The organism is Paenibacillus sp. FSL M7-0656, assembly GCF_038003225.1.
Lineage (GTDB): Bacteria > Bacillota > Bacilli > Paenibacillales > Paenibacillaceae > Paenibacillus > Paenibacillus amylolyticus.
Genome location: NZ_JBBOOT010000001.1, coordinates 608,157 through 625,329, shown reverse-complemented (window position 1 = coordinate 625,329; position 17,173 = coordinate 608,157). Strand labels below are relative to the sequence as shown.

General features: G+C 45.4%; 10 protein-coding genes. 8 read left to right on the top strand and 2 right to left on the bottom strand.

From position 1 onward, the window contains the following. The first annotated feature begins 11 nt into the window (after window positions 1–11). Window positions 12–479 carry an Imm26 family immunity protein gene (locus MHI01_RS02700; protein WP_047843146.1) on the top strand — a complete coding sequence of 156 codons (468 nt, stop codon included), beginning with the start codon at window positions 12–14 and terminating at the stop codon, window positions 477–479. 285 nt (window positions 480–764) lie between these two features. Here MHI01_RS02700 and MHI01_RS02695 read toward each other — a convergent pair whose 3' ends face one another. After that, window positions 765–1,379 (bottom strand): TetR/AcrR family transcriptional regulator, encoded by a 615-nt coding sequence (locus tag MHI01_RS02695; protein WP_047843147.1) that lies wholly within the window; start codon window positions 1,377–1,379, stop codon window positions 765–767. Between the two features lie 176 nt (window positions 1,380–1,555). On the opposite strand from MHI01_RS02695, the gene MHI01_RS02690 reads away from it, so the two are divergent. Then, a complete protein-coding gene (locus MHI01_RS02690) occupies window positions 1,556–2,293 on the top strand; it encodes an SDR family NAD(P)-dependent oxidoreductase (RefSeq protein ID WP_047843148.1) in 738 nt (245 codons plus the stop codon). 130 nt (window positions 2,294–2,423) lie between these two features. Here MHI01_RS02690 and MHI01_RS02685 read toward each other — a convergent pair whose 3' ends face one another. Next, window positions 2,424–3,296 (bottom strand): helix-turn-helix transcriptional regulator, encoded by an 873-nt coding sequence (locus tag MHI01_RS02685; protein ID WP_036671442.1) that lies wholly within the window; start codon window positions 3,294–3,296, stop codon window positions 2,424–2,426. 208 nt (window positions 3,297–3,504) lie between these two features. Between MHI01_RS02685 and MHI01_RS02680 the strand changes: the two genes are divergently transcribed. The 6 genes from MHI01_RS02680 to MHI01_RS02655 all read left to right on the top strand — a co-directional run bounded on the left by MHI01_RS02680 (window position 3,505) and on the right by MHI01_RS02655 (window position 17,151). Continuing rightward, window positions 3,505–9,888 carry a rhamnogalacturonan lyase family protein gene (locus tag MHI01_RS02680; protein WP_340982458.1) on the top strand — a complete coding sequence of 2,128 codons (6,384 nt, stop codon included), beginning with the start codon at window positions 3,505–3,507 and terminating at the stop codon, window positions 9,886–9,888. 275 nt (window positions 9,889–10,163) lie between these two features. Further along, on the top strand, window positions 10,164–11,876 hold the full coding sequence (locus MHI01_RS02675; protein ID WP_127549416.1) for a sensor histidine kinase: 1,713 nt from the start codon (window positions 10,164–10,166) through the stop codon (window positions 11,874–11,876). Continuing rightward, complete coding sequence (locus MHI01_RS02670) at window positions 11,873–13,279, top strand: response regulator transcription factor (RefSeq protein ID WP_340982457.1); 1,407 nt, start codon at window positions 11,873–11,875, stop codon at window positions 13,277–13,279. The genes MHI01_RS02675 and MHI01_RS02670 overlap by 4 nt, the downstream gene beginning before the upstream one ends. A gap of 252 nt (window positions 13,280–13,531) precedes the next feature. Further along, on the top strand, window positions 13,532–15,268 hold the full coding sequence (locus MHI01_RS02665; protein WP_339282607.1) for a sugar ABC transporter substrate-binding protein: 1,737 nt from the start codon (window positions 13,532–13,534) through the stop codon (window positions 15,266–15,268). A 61-nt stretch (window positions 15,269–15,329) separates the two neighbouring features. Next, entirely contained in the window at window positions 15,330–16,244 is a 915-nt protein-coding gene (locus tag MHI01_RS02660) for an ABC transporter permease (RefSeq protein ID WP_253508706.1), read from the top strand. Between the two features lie 13 nt (window positions 16,245–16,257). Then, window positions 16,258–17,151, top strand: a complete 894-nt coding sequence (locus tag MHI01_RS02655; RefSeq protein ID WP_100527586.1) for a carbohydrate ABC transporter permease — start codon at window positions 16,258–16,260, stop codon at window positions 17,149–17,151. Window positions 17,152–17,173 lie beyond the last annotated feature (22 nt).

Below are 17,173 nucleotides of genomic sequence, written 5' to 3'. Positions count from 1 at the left end.
AGGATAAAATAATGAAAAAAAGAGTTTCGGTGAAGATAGGAGATGTCTTCTCAATAAAACTAAATCAGGATTGGAATTGTTATGGACAAGTTGTTTCTGAAGGAAGAATATCAGATTGTATGATTGTATTTGATTTGATATCAATGGAACACCCAACAGTAAGTGAGATCACTACTAAACCAATCATTTTCTTAATACAGACTGTAAACTCCAGGATTGAAGATGGTATCTGGAAAGTGATTGGTAATGCTCCAATACCTAGGATGACATTTCCCATGTACAAAGAGGAAACTGAAGATGGATATACATTGGTAGATCATAAGGGTGATATTGTGACTGAAACTCCCAGTGCTTCACAGATTGAAGTTGCCTCCGAACTGGAATCTTGGTCACCTGTTAGTTTAGAAAAAGCAGTCATTGCTAGATTTGTAACTGGAGAATGGGACCCGTATTATAATGATTTAATTTATATAGAGTAGTCTATGTTCAATGGTCTAGAGAAAAGGACATAGTCCGTTTACCGCTTGGGCTTGTATCTAATTAATTTTCACTTAGGCATGCATTTATCTTGAGGATTTCATTCCTCTCGTGTAAATGACATGCCCGTTTTTATTTATGCTTTAAATCCCCTTGTGATTTTGCGTCCTGTTGGTGTCTGGGCATGTCCCTGAGTAATCAGGAGCATCTGCTCCATCTGCAACTAGCCTGTTATCTAAAGCAGACATATCGTTCATCGTGATGTTCACAAATCAACTTACTTGAGATCAAGATTCAAACGTGTTACCGACATAATGAAAAGAGTGAATATGCGTTTTGGTGAGATCAATCACGTTTTTGATAAATGCCTCACGTGATTCACGATATCCGCTTAATATCCAATTATTTAATAGTCCAAAAAAACCGTAGGCGGTATAGTACTTGAAATAGTCCATATTAACTGGGGAGTTGTTGATCGTCTCAAAGACAAATTGCTCCTGATAGATTTTGAGTATGGTTTGCGGAAAGCCTGTATGTAGACCGGGTAACGTATCATCGTATTGAATCAGTTCGAAGAAATCACGGTGCTCGTAGATATAATCCACGATTTGAAAAGATTCGGCATCCAGCTTGTTTGTTGAAACCTTTTGACCGTGCCAATAAGGTTTGCCTACTGCGCCCCTCAATCCTTCGAGTGTCATACTCAACAACTCTTCGGCGAGAATATATTTATCCTGGTAGTGTAAATAAAACGTGCTACGATTATAACCCGCCTGATCAACGATGTCTTTGACAGAAACACCATGGAATCCTTTTTTCTTAATGAGCTGAATCAGAGCAGTTTTTAGGTGCTCCTTGGTTCGATTACGATGTTGAGATGTCACAATAAGTTCATTATTCATTCAAAAAAACTCCTATAAATATAGACATAGTTTTATAAAGTGTCTACGAGGTAGACACTTGGTCACATCTTAATGATTGGATTGTTACAATTTTAAGCATAGAATTAGTTTTGTAAACATCATATAGCACTATTTATATAGGCGCTATTCAAAATATTATACTGGGGGATTTATTCATGGGCAAACTTCAAGATAAAGTTGCAGTCATCACAGGAGGAGCATCCGGGATTGGCGCAGCGACAGCTCGCTTATTCGTTTCCGAAGGAGCTAAAGTGGTCTTGGTGGATCTAAATGAAGAAAAAGGTAAGGCGTTTGAGCAGGAACTGAAAGCGCTTAAAGCAGAGGCTCTCTTTATTAAAGCAAACATAACAAGTGAAGAAGAGGTTTCTGAGATTTTCAAACAAACCGTAGAAGCATTTGGTCAAGTCGATATCGTATTCAACAATGCGGGAATCGGACGTGTTCATCCCACGCATGAGCTTGATTATGCCGAATGGCGCAATACAGTCAATGTTGATCTGGACGGCGTATTCTTGGTTGCACGTGAAGCGATTCGCGAAATGCTCAAAATTGGTGGAGGTACAATCGTCAACACGGCTTCCATGTACGGATGGGTTGGTTCACCTGGCTCTGCAGCCTACAATGCAGCTAAAGGCGGCGTTGTGAACCTGACTCGTTCGCTCGCGCTGGAGTATGCTGAGCAGAATATTCGGGTGAACTCCCTTTGCCCAGGCTTTATCGATACACCGATTATCCCGGAAGAGAGCAAACAAGCACTTTCAGCGGCAACACCAATGAAACGTCTGGGTCAAGCAGATGAGATGGCAAAAGCCGTTCTGTTCCTGGCTAGCGACGATTCTTCATATATGACAGGAAATAGCTTGATCATAGACGGAGGATACACCGCTCAATAAGTGTAGCAATTATCGAAGCACACAAAGAACATAGTTCCATTAAAAGTCGCTATTCTAGCGGCTTTTTTTATATTGTATTGGTATAAGAGCAGTTCCCAATTCAAGGACAACTAGCAAACAGCGATTTTAGCTATTCATAATAGATGGCCTCATAAGGAAACTCTAACTTATTCAAGCGATATTCTTTGGGCGACATGGACATATATTGCCGAAAAACTTTGCCGAAATAGCTGGGACTCTCAAACCCGCATTGTTGACCAATCTGAGAAATCGGAAGTTCCGTTGTGCGGAGTAGTCGGATTGCAACCTCAATGCGTCTGTCTTTAAGATAGGCTAGCGGTGATGTTTTCTCGGATTTCTGAAATAACCTGCACAAGTAGTGTTTATTGATATCGCAATGGCTGGCTAGAAGATCCAACGTCAATGGAGATGCATAATTCTCTCGGATGAACTTTTTACATTTCTCAATCGTTGTTATGGATAGGGCACCGATATCCTTCTCCGCATCCCGACTCGTCTGTACCAGGATAAGCAACCACCGATAGATTTGCATGGACAAGCGATACTTGTCCGTAACCTTCTCTTGATGAATCAAATGGATAATTTGCCATAACTCTTGAATCAAGGGAGAGTCCGCGTTTCGTCGAATGACATGTCCCTCATTATCATGCATCATATCCCAAATTCGGTTAGCTTCATCCCCGCGAATGTTGATCCATATAAATTCCCATGGTTCGTTGTTCTCTTGTTTATAGTAATAGCAATGTTCTCCTGCAATTTTGACAAGTAGGGCATGTCCCTTCGGTAAAGGGAGCGTTTGATTGTCAATATCCAGATAACCCTGGCCATTAAGTGTGTATTGAAAAACGACATGCCCCGGGTCCGGTCTATCATCACTTGGACAACGATATTCCTCGCTAGAAACGATCTGCCATCCAATAGAGTCCAGTGTCATGATTGATGTATCGTCATTACGAAAAGCATAAGAAACCGTATGAACCATCGTTTCATCTCCTTCCTAAAAAAGTCAATTATCTTATATAATACGTCACATTTTTTAGATTGTCTGTCTTTTTTTAGACCTGTAAGATAAATGTAAGCGGTAACATAAAGAGGAGGTGGCTGTAAATTGTGTTCATATGACAACAAGCTGGGCAGGATCGAACTGATGATTCTAAAAATGAATTTTTAGATAAGGGGGAGTTAATCGAATGATCCGAAGAACTGTTTCCATCCAAAAATCGATGTTTGTATCTTTTTTAGCACTCCTTATGGTTATTTCACTGGCTGTTCCTCCGGCGCCGATACGTGCAGAGTCATCAAGCAGCCTGCCGGGTCGCCAAGCAGAGTATCTTAACCGGGGATTGGTTGCGGTTCTTGTAGACAACGGCGTTTTTTTAAGCTGGAGGTATTTAAACAACGATCCAGATGATATCGCTTTTAATATATATAAAAACGGAACCAAAGTGAACGCATCGCCCATAAGCGATGTGACCAACTATGTGGACACCACTGGTTTCGACAGTTCGCAATATCAGATCTCCACCGTTATTGCAGGCAAAGAGCAAATGCAACCGGAAGTTGTATCGGTCTGGCATAACGATTATCTACCTATTCCGCTCGATAAACCGGCCGATGGTCGGACTAAGGATGGCGGAACGTACTCCTATTATGCTGGAGATGCTTCCGTAGCTGACTTGGACGGGGATGGCGAGTATGAAATTGTCTTCCTGTGGAGTCCAAGCAATTCCAAGGACAATTCGCAGGCGGGTTATACGGGGAATGTCTATATCGATGCCATCAAACTGGATGGCACCAAGCTGTGGAGGATTGACCTGGGAGTCAACATCCGCGCCGGAGCGCATTATACGCAGTTAATGGTGTATGACCTCGATGGCAACGGAAAGGCTGAGGTTGTTGTCAAGACGGCGGACGGCACAAAGGACGGCCAAGGCACGGTCATTGGTGACGGCACGAAGGATTATCGCAACGACGGCGGATACATACTCTCAGGTCCAGAATATCTCACGCTGTTTAACGGTGAGACTGGCGCGGCTGTATCTACCGTGAACTATGATCCTCCAAGAGGCAACGTCAGTGATTGGGGTGACGGCTATGGCAACCGTGTAGACCGTTTCCTTGGCGCCATCGCTTATCTGGACGGTACGAAGCCAAGTGTCGTGATGAGCCGGGGTTATTATACCCGCACAGTGCTTGTTGCTTATGATTATGTTGGCGGGGAACTCGTCAAACGCTGGACGTTCGACACAAACGAAGCAGGATCACAATATCAATCACAGGGCAACCATAATCTAAGTGTGCTGGATGTCGACAAGGACGGCAAGGACGAAATTATGTTTGGCGCCTTGGCCATTGATGATGACGGCAGCTTGCTGTACAGCACCGGACTCGGCCACGGTGACGCCATGCACGCCGGCCAGCTCGATCCGAACCGGGAGGGCTATCAGGTCGTAAGCGTGCATGAGCATTCTGATGCGGCATACGGTCTGGAGATGCGCGATGCGGCAACAGGTGAAATCCTCTGGGGTGAGAAAACAGGTTTTGACACCGGTCGCGGGATGTCGGCGGACATTGATCCGAACTATCCAGGTTACGAATCATGGGCCACGACCGTTACCAACGGGCAAAGTGTACCTGTAACCAATACCTATTCTGCAGCAGGAGAGGCTATCTACACTGTGGACGAAGGGCCCAAAACCGCCAATTTCGCCATCTGGTGGGATGGAGATCTTCAGCGGGAGCTGTTGGACCATGAGTGGGATAATAGCACAGCCAAAGGTATTCCACTCATCTATAAGTGGGATTACCAAAACAAAAAGCTGAATGAAATCTTCCGGGCGACCGGTACGTTAACGAACAACCATACCAAAGGCAATCCGGCACTTCAGGCGGACATTCTGGGTGACTGGCGTGAGGAGCTTCTGCTGCGGAGCGAAGATAGTTCGGAGTATCGTCTCTACACAACGACCATTCCTTCAGACTATCGCATCCCTACGCTGATGCAGGACCCTGTGTATCGACTTGGCGTAGCCTGGCAAAATGTAGCCTACAACCAGCCGCCTCATACCGGCTTTTATCTTGGAGCGGAAGCTACAGCATTCCCTAAAGCCGATCTGACTCTGACCCGCGAAGCTGAAATGCTGGAGCCGGTCTACCGCTTTAATTTCGGTACAGAGACTGCGTCAGGAAGTACGAACATACAGGATACGCTCTACGCACAAGATCCGGGATACGGCTTCAAGGATACAAGTGATGTTACGGTAGGGGCAAATCAGGTCTCGGTCGCGGCGGGCACGACATTTGCCGTTGATCTGCCCAATGCGAACTATAAGGTGATGTTGCGATTGGGCAATGATGCAAATGACTCGAACGTTGGAGTCAAATCCGAATTCGTCCAGAAGCTCGCCGTAACCAATGTGACAGCAGGGACACCACTGGAGTATTCCTATGATATTGCTGTGGTGGATGGACAGCTCGATCTTCTCTTCACGGGTACAGCCATAGACATCCAAGACGTCATCATCGAGAAATATCCAGAGAAAGCGGCTGGTGCGGCAACAACGATCTATATGGCTGGTGATTCAACCATGCAATCTTACAGTGAAGCGCAGGCTCCTCAAGAAGGATGGGGCCAACAGTTCGGACGTTATTTCTCCAATGGGGCTGTCGTCGTGAACGATGCGATCGGTGGCCGAAGCAGTAAATCCTTTATGGTAGACGGTCGTTTGGATACAATCCTGCAACGAATTAAGCCGGGGGACTTCTTCTTCATTTCCTTTGGTCATAACGACGCCAGTGCAGGGATACCGGACCGTTACGCATCACCGGAGGACTATAAGATTTACTTGGCTCGTTATGTAAACGGTGCCAAACAGCGGGGCGCTACACCGGTATTGCTCACTCCGGTTGGGCGCAGAGATTTTAATACAGTGACTCAGGAATTCAACGTCAGCTTCCCGGCATATGTTCAAGCTGCCAAAGAAGTGGCGGAAGAGCAGGACGTGCCGCTGATTGATCTCAGCAAGTTGAGTATTGCTTACTACGACAAAATTGGTAATACAGCTACGGAAAAAGTGTTCCTATATGCTAATCCGGGTGAATATCCAAAATACCCGAATGGGATCAACGATAATACGCATTTCAGCAGCTATGGTGCACAGAAAATTGCCGGACTCGTTGCTGGTGCAGTCAAAGACATGGAGCTGAGCATTTCATCACTGGTCATCGACCCGGATATTTCCGAGCCAGAGCCAGAGCCGGAAGCCCAGCTATATGAGGAGGATTTTGAAGGCGACGCTGCCAACTACCAATATGCGATGGTCAATGCCACGGGTATTGCAGGAACCATGACGGGAACCGTTGTTGACCAGTCCGGAAATAAGGTACTGTCCGTCGCGGGTTCCGGATCGGGCAATCGGGCCAAGGTATTCCGTCTGTTCGATGCCGTAAACGGCGATCAGGTGAACGTGAACTTTGACTGGCAGTCCGGTAATGTGAGTGCCTATCCATCAGAAGGTCATCTCACAATACAGGATTCAAACGAAAATGCCCTGTTCACGCTGCATACCAAAACCGGAAGCACCAAAATTCATTATTTTGTCGGTGCATATAACCCAGACTACGGCACAGGGGATACAGCCATACCCGAAGGGGGAACGGCTACAGATATTTCCAAGAACCAGTGGGTCAATGTGGATGCAACCGTTAATTTTGCCGAAAAAACATTGGATCTGACATTAACGAACCTAGCCGATCCGACAGTTACCCAAACGATTGCAGATATCTCGCTGAGTTCCGCCGCATATGCGGACAACGTCAGATCCATGCGGTTCCTGGGAACGAGAAAAGGCGGTGGAGGCACGTTGAACTGGACTACCCAGATCGACAACGTGCGGATTGAAGGCACTCAGCTCTCTTCGGAGAGTGGCGATCAGACGGCCTTAATCGCTCTGTACGATGAGATCAAAGCACTGAATCTGTCGGATTATACAGATGCATCGAAGGCCGTGGTGAACCGGGCTTTGGCAGCTGCGGAAGCTATATTCAATACGGAAGCCACGCAGGCTAAAGTTGACCATACGTTTAACATGTTAACTGTTGCGAAGGATTCATTGACAAGTGAACCAAACGAAGAGATAAGTGAATACAAATTTGACTTTGGTTCTGGCGGCGCAGCCGACGGATACATCAAGGTAGATGCCAAAAGAGCGTACATTGAAGGCAATGGGTACGGCTTTGCTGATACTGCGCTGACCAAAGATGAGAACCGGGGAACCGGAGATTTGCTCAAGGAAGATTTCACACGAGTAAACGGTACCTCTTTCCTGGCGGAAATGGAGCCGGCGAATTACCGGGTAACGATGACCATCGGGGATGCGGAGGAATCAACCAGCGCAAATGTGGTTGTAGAGCAAATGACAAAGCTGGCGCTTACAAGCATTGCCAAGGGCGAATTCAAAGAAATCACGTATGACGTTGCCCTGATTGATGGGGTCTTTAACTTCAACTTTACCGGAAATGCACCGAAGATCAATGCGCTGAAGCTGGAGCGACTGCCAGATCACAGTGCAAGCGATAAACCAGTTATTTATTTGGCCAGCGATTCCACGGTGGCCAATTACGCGGAAAACTATCGTCCGCAAGCGGGCTGGGGAGAAACGTTGGGTGAATATTTTGATCCAAATGAAGTCAGTATTGATAACCGGGCAGTTGGAGGTTTGAGTAGTAAGACCTTCCTGGTCGGTGGATATCTCAACGATATTTTACTCGACATTCAAGAAGGCGATTATCTATTCATGCAGTGGTCTCATAACGATTCCACACCTTCACGTCCAGAGCGTTATCTTACACCAGAGCAATTTAAGGTATATCTGAAAGAATACATTAACGGTGCTCTGCAGAGAGGTGCGATTCCGGTTCTGGTCACACCAGTGAACCGTCGTGATTTTACCGGAGAGGTGCTGAACAAAAGCTTCCCGGAATACGTACAGGCGATGAAAGAAACGGCGCAGGAAACGGAAACGCTTATCATCGATCTGAACCAAGCCAGTTGGGAGCATTTCCAGGAGCTTGGCACAGAAGGAACCAAATCGATATTTATGTGGGTAGGCACAACGGAAGACAATACACATTTGCAAATGAACGGTGCAATCAAGGTGTCTGAACTCGTAGCACGCCTTGTGAAGGAATTGAATATACCTTTATCTGATTTTGTTACGTTGGAAGGAGAATCTCCGGAGCAGAAGGCCCCGCATACTACGGCAACTGTGGAAGGAGAATTGCAGAACGGCTGGTATACTTCTCCAGTCCAAGTAACCTTCACAGCAAGCGATGAAGATTCCGAAATTGAAGGGACCTATTATCAAATTAATGGTGGCGAAACGGTGAGTGGCACACAATTGACTCTAACTGAAGAAGGAACACATACCATCAGCTACTGGAGCGTCGATGTTGACGGTAACAAAGAGAGCGAACAGTCTTTGTCCATATCCATTGATCTCGTACCTCCAACCATTGAGATTCATGGTCAAACCGAATACACCATTGATCAGCAGGTGGAAATTGGTTATACAGCTTCCGATTCGGTATCCGGTGTGGCAGAACCGGAGGGTGTGCTTCTCGACACTCCTGCGTATACACTGGAACCCGGCCTGAACGAGGTTACGGCAACGGTCTCGGATTTGGCTGGCTGGGAACAGACGGTAGAATATAGTTTTGGCGTTATTGCTACATTCGACAGCCTGATTAATCTGACCAACGCCTTTGCCGATGAATCGACCGATCCTAATGCTGGTGTTCTTGCTGATCAGCTTACAAACACGTTACAGCAGGCCAAACAGGCAGCAAACGATCGTGAAGGAGCAAAAGCGCGTCAATTGCTTGCATCCTACGGTAATGACGTTCAAGCAGTTAGAGGAACCGTATTTACGGATGAGCAGGCAAGTGTGCTGATTAAGTGGGAGGAATGGCTCCATCAGACAACGCCACTAGCAAACGGTGCCCCTGGCACTCCGGTGTTATCTGATAATAATGGTTACGACACGGGGCTCAAAGACGGCGACTACACAATCACGATGAATCTATGGTGGGGTAATAACGGCAATCAGTTCAAACTGTATGAGAACGGTCAATTGATTAAAGAAATTTCTCTGGTCGATCAATCCCCGTCCGCCCAATCTGTTCAAGTTGATATTACTGGAAAGAAAAATGGCACCTATATCTATACTGGAGAATTGATCAATGCACTGGGTTCAACCATGAGTGTTCCACTAACAGTCATCGTCACGGATGCTTCCCCGGGGCAAGCCGTTCTGTCGAACGACAACTGGGACGGTGACGGCAACTATAATGTCACCATGAATCTGTGGTGGGGAACAAACGCAACCGAATACGAACTTTACGAAAATGGTGTATCGATTGACACACAATCGCTGCAATCTCATTCGCCTGGTACACAGTCTGCGGTTACCTCAATCTCTGGAAGAGTACCTGGAATCTACGAGTATGAAGCTGTACTTCGTAATTCTTCAGGGGAAACCAGATCACACAAATTAAATGTGACGGTACGAGAGTAGACTGAAATGTTGGAGCATTCCATTAACAAGAAGTGATTACAACTGAAGTAAGGTACGCATATAAAAGTGCTATTCCTCATTATTTTGAGGAGTAGCACTTTTTATATGCGCACAGTATGAAAGCGTTTGACTTATTTGAATATCAATCTATAATGATGAAAGGAAATTGGACTTGGACAGGATACAGACAGCCTGTCCGCTTGAATGTATATTCAGAGCAAGCTTCCATACGCAGGAGGCTTGCTGTTTCATTTTCAGAAGGAGAATAGGTTCCCATGACACTTAAAAAAAGAATATTTTTACTGTTCTTTCTCAGTGCGTTTATCCCCTTTATCAGTATATTTGCAATTTCTTATTATACGATCGACTCCATTTTCGCAAATAAGATCGATGATGGTATCCGTAGCAATTTACAGCAGGTGACATCCTCATTGGAGAATTCCATCACCAATCTGAATCATGTGACGCAACAATTATCTTACAGGGGTACTTTAGGCAAAAGAATGGATGAATTCTTGAATCCGTCCTCCGATATCTTCGAACTGATTGAGGCCAGGGACGAATTAAAAAACGAGTTAAGTGTTGTGACCTTCACCAATCCTAATATCGGATTGACCCTATATTACTTTCAAAAAGAAGGTACTACTCAGTTCGGCAACTTTCCGATTAAGGATCGTTTCTCTCCTGAGTCTCTGCCTGTGCTCTTCCAAACCTATGGCATTAAGTACTATGGCCCCCATATGAGTATGAACCGATTTGATGATCAACTCGTTCTGTCTGCTATGCGCAAAGTGCAATTATCCGAGAGGAACGACGTGTTCATTTACGTAGAATCAGGCTTTCGCCTCACTCAAGATATCTTGGGTTACAATCAATACAACGGCGCATTATCTCATCTCATCCTGGATGGTGAAGGCAACATTGTGTACAGCGAAATACCGGAAGCCATGAAGGTAGGGGAGAATTTCACCAGCTTAACGGTCGATCCTGCCAAGGACGGAATATCCCGCGGGTATCACTGGTTCAAGGAGGATTCCTCACAGAAATGGAGTGTCGTATCGGTCATTTCGCAGTCTCAATATCAACAGGAGAAAAACCAGTGGTTGCTTCAAATTTTGCTGGTCGCTTTATTTTTCCTCGGCTTTACCGTGTTTCTCGCTTGGCTCCTGTGGAAGATGGTGTACAAACCACTCGGTCTGTTCCATTCGGAGATCAATGGAATGTCCAAAAATCCACAAACAAAAGGGAGCCGAGCTCGCACTCAGATTCCCGAATTTGATTTTCTGTTGGGTGAATTTTCGAACATGCAGCATCAGATTGGTGACCTCTTCAAGGAAGTACAGCAGAAAGAGAAGATTCGTGCAGACCTGGAAGTGGAAAAGCTGCTCTATCAGATCAACCCGCACTTTCTGATGAATACGCTCGATACGGTGCACTGGCTGGCCGTCATGAACGGACAAGGGGAGATCGACAAGCTGGTGCAGTCATTGAACAAGTTGCTCTATTACAATCTAGGCAAATTAGGGCAAGTATCCACTATGGAAGAGGAGATCGATGCCCTAAGACAGTATCTAATTTTGCAGCAAATTCGCTATGACTTTGAATTTGACGTCCGCATTACTGCAGATGAACAAGTGCTTCAAATTCCTGTGCCCCGCTTTATTCTGCAACCTCTGGTTGAAAATTCGTTATATCATGGATTAAGTGACGAAGGTTTTATTCAGATTGAAGTGACATGCACTTCAACGTTGAACATTATGATACAAGATAATGGTGCAGGTATGACTGAGGAAACCATTCATAATCTGCTGAACAATCGTGAAGCTGAACAACAAAAAGTAGGGATGGGCATCGGACTTAATTACGTTCACCGCATGTTGAAAGCACAGTACGGGGACCAAGCACAACTGGTGATCGAGAGTGAATTGGGAACAGGGACAAGCATACTGCTCGTATTGCCTATTAAAGGAGAAGATATCTCGGCATGATTAAGGTATTGATTGTAGATGATGATAAGCTGGTACGCAAAGGTATTAGCTCTGCGATGCCATGGGACGAGTTCGACATGGAGGTTGTAGGAGAAGCAAGCAACGGGTTGAAAGCACTGGATTTTCTGAAAACCCAACCGGTCGATCTGATGCTAACGGATCTTGCGATGCCCGTCATGTCAGGGATCGAACTGATGCGAGCTGCAAGGCAGCTCTATCCTGAACTTCATATCGTCGTGTTAACACTGCATCAGGATTTCGATTATATCCAGGAAGCGCTAAGACTCGGAGCCATCGATTATATAGCCAAAGTGCAGCTGGAGAAAGAGCAATTCGAACATGTTCTGCAACGGATTCATACCCGAATTAACGGGTTGACAAGCACGATAAGAAAGATGCCTGCACAGAATGAAATCAATTTCCATTATCGAAATGTGTATGCTCTTATTTCACAAGATCGGAAATCAGAGCATACATGGCCAATGGAGCTAACTGCGCATGAAGATGAGATAAGATGGGAGGTTGAGCGTCATAGCTACATGTGGGCTACACCCCCGTCCGAAGAGAATCAACTGTTTCATCAATTGAAGGAATGCCTGCATCAAGTTCCCCAGTGTACGTTGTTGGTTTTGTCTGATGTACAAGAGCGAACATGGTCGCAAATCAAAAACTGGATTATGAATTATACAGAGACGTCTTTATTCTATGCATACAACCCCAATAACCAAGTCATTGCCGTTTCGATGAATGAGAAAGACACATGTTCAAATGAACCACAGGATGAGGACCTTGACCGGATTAAACAAAGTTGGTTCCAAACCCCATGGACCCACCACGACAGTTACTATAACCAACTCATTGACCAGTTTATATCCTTACGATTACATAAAGGTCAGTTGATGGGATTGCTGTACTCGATCTTAATGGAGTGGAACCGTATTTTTGCCCAAACTACGCTTGGAAGAATCTCGATGATCCATTCTTTCGAGTCTTGGTACGAGGTTGAAGAATGGATCAAACAGACTGCTGCAAGCATTCGAAAGGCTGATGAACAGACTTCGTACTCACAGGAAATCATCGATGCCGTGAAAAAAGCGGTGATGATCGTGCAGCAGGATTTGGAACAGGCCTATACAGCTTCAGGTCTCTCCCAACAACTCAATATCAGCCGAAGTTATTTCAGTCAATGTTTCAAAGATCTGATGGGGAAAACCTTTAATGAGTACTCCCGCTTCATCCGGGTGGAGAAATCCAAAGAGTACTTGCTCAATACGAATAATACGATTTTCTGGATTGCGGAGCGAGTGGGTTATACGGATGAAAAATATTTCAGCCGGATTTTCCGCGAACTGACAGGTCTTCTGCCAAGCGAATATCGGCAGCTAGGTAGAGGAAATAAATAGCCGACAGTCTCCTGTTTTAGGAGCTGCCGGCTTTTGTTTTTGATCGAGAAGAGGGGTAGATAGACAAATGTTAGTCAGTAGGTAGGGTAAATGATCACAAGTTAACCATACTTCATCATACGGACTGAAAACTGTAACCATTTCTCTATCCAAACGGACGTGTAATCCCTATCTCGATTGGCCTTCACTTCAATTTATAATGAAAGCGTAAACAAATATGTTGAACATCAGAATAAAGGGGAATCGAACTAGATGAGAACAAAATGGTCTATGAAAAGCAAACGGGTGACAAAGCGTCTGGCCGTGCTGTCCATGTCCGCCTTGATGGTTGCAGCCCTAGCGGCATGTGGAGGCACTTCCAATCCTCCTACTGCAGAGGAAGCAGGCAAATATGAGGTAACGCCTGGAGATCCGTTCAGTGCCTATAAAGACGAAATTACCGTAACCATGGGACGGGTAACCACAGCCAATCCAAAACTGCCGGCTGGTGATACCTATGAGAACAACGCATATACTCGGCTGGTCAAAGACACGTTTAACGCTCAGATTACAGATCAATTTGAAGCCAATGGTGAAGATTATAGTCGTCAAGTATCGCTTGCCATCGCATCCGGGGAATTGCCTGACATGATGCGTGTTGATTCCAAAGATGAACTGAAAGAACTGGTGGATAACGATCTGATTGAGGATCTGACCGCCATTTATGATCAATATGCCACGGATAATATCAAGCAAATGTACGATTCCTACGACGGCCGAGCATTAGACAATGCAACGATTGATGGACGTTTGATGGGACTTCCGGCGACTTCCCTGGATTCCGCACCAACGATGGTTTGGGTTCGTCAAGATTGGCTGGATCTGCTGGGGATTCAACTGGATGCAGACGGAGACGGTGCCCTTTCACTGGATGAAGTGGAGAAAACAGCGCTGGAATTCCTGAAAAGAGATCCTGGCCAATCCGGGAACCCGGTAGGTATTCCATTTGTGAACACGATGAATACAACAGATTATAATGGCTCTGCTTATACGATGCTGGGTGTGGCCTCAACCGAGGGAGCCTTCCCGCAATATTGGATGAATGGTGAAGATGGCAAAATCGTGTATGGTTCCACGACAGAAGAAACGAAGAAAATGCTGGGCACCATGGCGGATTGGTTCAAGAATGGCATCATTGACCCGCAATTTGGAACCCGCACGTTTGATGATATTACTGCACTCTACGCCAATGGCCAAAGCGGTATCGCCTTTGGACCGTGGCATATCCCTGACTGGGGACTGATCAGTGCAAAACAGATGGATAAAAATGCGAAATTTTCGGCTTATACGCTGGAGGATGCAAACGGCAAGGTCAACGTGGCGCATGCCAATCCATCCAATCAGTTTATCGTGGTGAGAAAAGGTTATGAGCACCCTGAACTGGCCGTTAAAATTGTAAACCTGTTCTACGATAAACTGGCCAATGATAAAAATGCCGCAACAACCATGCCGGAAGCTGCCAAGTATCAGGAGACCGGGGTAGACGGTTCAACGAGACCGTTCAATATCGAAGTCAATTCGGCTACATCGCTACTGGATGATTACTCTGACGTTGTTCGCGGGATTAAAGGAGAGATCAGCCTGGATGAGGTTCGCACAACCGAATCGAAGAACAATATCGGAAGCATCAAAACCTATTTGAGCGACATGGATACGGATGATGTGACTGCTTGGTCAAAATATCATTCACGGATCAACGGAGTGGGACTAATCGACAAACTGACACAAGAAAACAAATTTGTATGGATGACACCTGCTTTCTCTGGCACTACACCAAGCATGAAACAGACGTGGGCCAATCTGACAAAGTTGGAGCAGGAGTCGTTTATCAAAATCGTAACGGGTTCAGAACCGCTCGATTACTTCGATACATTCGTCAGCAATTGGAAGAAACAAGGTGGTGATCAAGTCATTCAGGAAATTGAAGACGAGATCGCATCGAAAAAATAAACATCCATGAACAGTAGCAGGGCTGCGATACGCAGCCTTTCTTCAGAAAAGGGGTTCATCCATGAAACAGGGGAATTGGAAAGCGCGAGGGCGGCTCGGCCCAGGTGCCATGTACCATATGATGATGCTTCCGGGCATTTTGTTTTTGCTTGTATTCAGCTATGTTCCTATGGTCGGCATCATTACGGCGTTTCAGGACTATATACCGGCCAAGGGCATGTTTGGCTCCGAATTTGTAGGCCTGAAGCATTTTATGTATATGTTCAAGCTTCCGGATATCGCGCAGGTCGTCAGCAATACGTTGGTGATTGCGATTGGCAAGATTCTGCTCGGAACGATGATGGCCATCATTTTTTCTGTTTTATTAAATGAAATTCGTATCAAATACGTTAAAAAATCCGTGCAGACGATTGTTTATCTGCCACACTTTCTATCCTGGGTTGTACTGGCATCCGTCGTTGTCAACATGTTCAGTTTGGATGGCATTGTGAATCAAATGATGGCGTTCTTTGGCCTCGAAAATATTAATTTCCTTGGCAGCAACACATGGTTCCAGCCACTGATTATTGGTACAGACGTATGGAAAGAGTTTGGTTACAGTTCTATCGTCTATCTGGCTGCCATTACGTCGATTGATCCTGGGTTGTATGAAGCAGCAGGAATGGATGGAGCAAGTTGGTGGAGAAAAGTGTGGCATATTACATTGCCAGGCATGCTGCCTATTATTCTGCTCATGGGCGTAATGAGCTTGACCAACATTTTGAGCGCCGGTTTCGATCAAGTCTATAATCTGTATAACCCGGTTGTCTATGAGTCGGGCGACATTCTGGATACCTATGTCTATCGGATCGGTCTCGTTGGGCGACAGTATAGCTTCGGTACAGCTGTTGGTTTGTTCAAGTCCGTCATCGGTATTGTTTTGCTCATGTCTGCCAACCAGTTGGCCAAAAAATATACGGACCGAAAAATATTCTAAGGAGGCCAAACCTGTGTCCTATTCTGCAAACTTAAAAGATCGAATTGGCCGGTTTGCCATCTATGCCATCGTCATCATGCTGGCATTGGTCTGCCTTCTTCCGTTATGGAATATCGTCGCCATTTCATTCAGTAGCAGCGAGGCAGTATCCGCGAATGCTGTAGGTCTCGTTCCAGTTAATTTCACAACAGCAGCGTATACCAAAATTATCGAAGATGCACAGTTCTGGCGCTCCTTTGGTATATCCGTTCTACGTGTTGCGCTAGCTCTTGTGCTTAACATGATTCTGATTATTTTAATGGCTTATCCGCTATCCAAATCAAAAAGAGATTTTAAAGGCAGAAACATTTATATGAATATCATGATTTTTGCCATGTTGTTCAGTGGAGGCATGATTCCCAGTTACCTGCTGATCAAAAACCTGGATATGCTGAATACGATCTGGGCACTTGTTTTGCCAGGCGCTGTCCCGATATTCAGTGTCATTCTCGTGATGAATTTCTTCTCCGCTGTACCTAAAGCGCTTGAAGAAGCAGCATTCATCGATGGGGCCAATCCGCTCCAGGTCTTGTTCAAAGTGTATGTTCCCGTATCCATTCCTGCACTGGCGACAGTCGCCTTATTCAGTATCGTGGGTACGTGGAATGACTTTTTCGGCGGGTTGATCTATATGACCAAAGTGAGTAATTATCCGCTAATGACCTATATTCAATCCCTTAACGTGAATATTGCTGATTTGCTTCAAGCTGGCACCAATTCCAGCGAACTCAGTAACCTGACTGAAATATCGAACAAAAACCTGAATGCAGCCAAAATCGTAGTTGCTGTTATCCCGCTATTGCTGATTTATCCCTTGCTTCAAAAATACTTTGTGACTGGTATTGTCGTAGGATCGGTCAAAGAATAACCTTAGAGAGGTTGAATGGAAC

Bases quoted from the DNA above. Each gene is read 5' to 3' on its own strand.
- MHI01_RS02700 (WP_047843146.1), top strand. From the start codon at position 12: ATGAAAAAAAGAGTTTCGGTGAAGATAGGAGATGTCTTCTCAATAAAA.
- MHI01_RS02695 (WP_047843147.1), bottom strand. From the start codon at position 1,379: ATGAATAATGAACTTATTGTGACATCTCAACATCGTAATCGAACCAAG.
- MHI01_RS02690 (WP_047843148.1), top strand. From the start codon at position 1,556: ATGGGCAAACTTCAAGATAAAGTTGCAGTCATCACAGGAGGAGCATCC.
- MHI01_RS02685 (WP_036671442.1), bottom strand. From the start codon at position 3,296: ATGGTTCATACGGTTTCTTATGCTTTTCGTAATGACGATACATCAATC.
- MHI01_RS02680 (WP_340982458.1), top strand. From the start codon at position 3,505: ATGATCCGAAGAACTGTTTCCATCCAAAAATCGATGTTTGTATCTTTT.
- MHI01_RS02675 (WP_127549416.1), top strand. From the start codon at position 10,164: ATGACACTTAAAAAAAGAATATTTTTACTGTTCTTTCTCAGTGCGTTT.
- MHI01_RS02670 (WP_340982457.1), top strand. From the start codon at position 11,873: ATGATTAAGGTATTGATTGTAGATGATGATAAGCTGGTACGCAAAGGT.
- MHI01_RS02665 (WP_339282607.1), top strand. From the start codon at position 13,532: ATGAGAACAAAATGGTCTATGAAAAGCAAACGGGTGACAAAGCGTCTG.
- MHI01_RS02660 (WP_253508706.1), top strand. From the start codon at position 15,330: ATGAAACAGGGGAATTGGAAAGCGCGAGGGCGGCTCGGCCCAGGTGCC.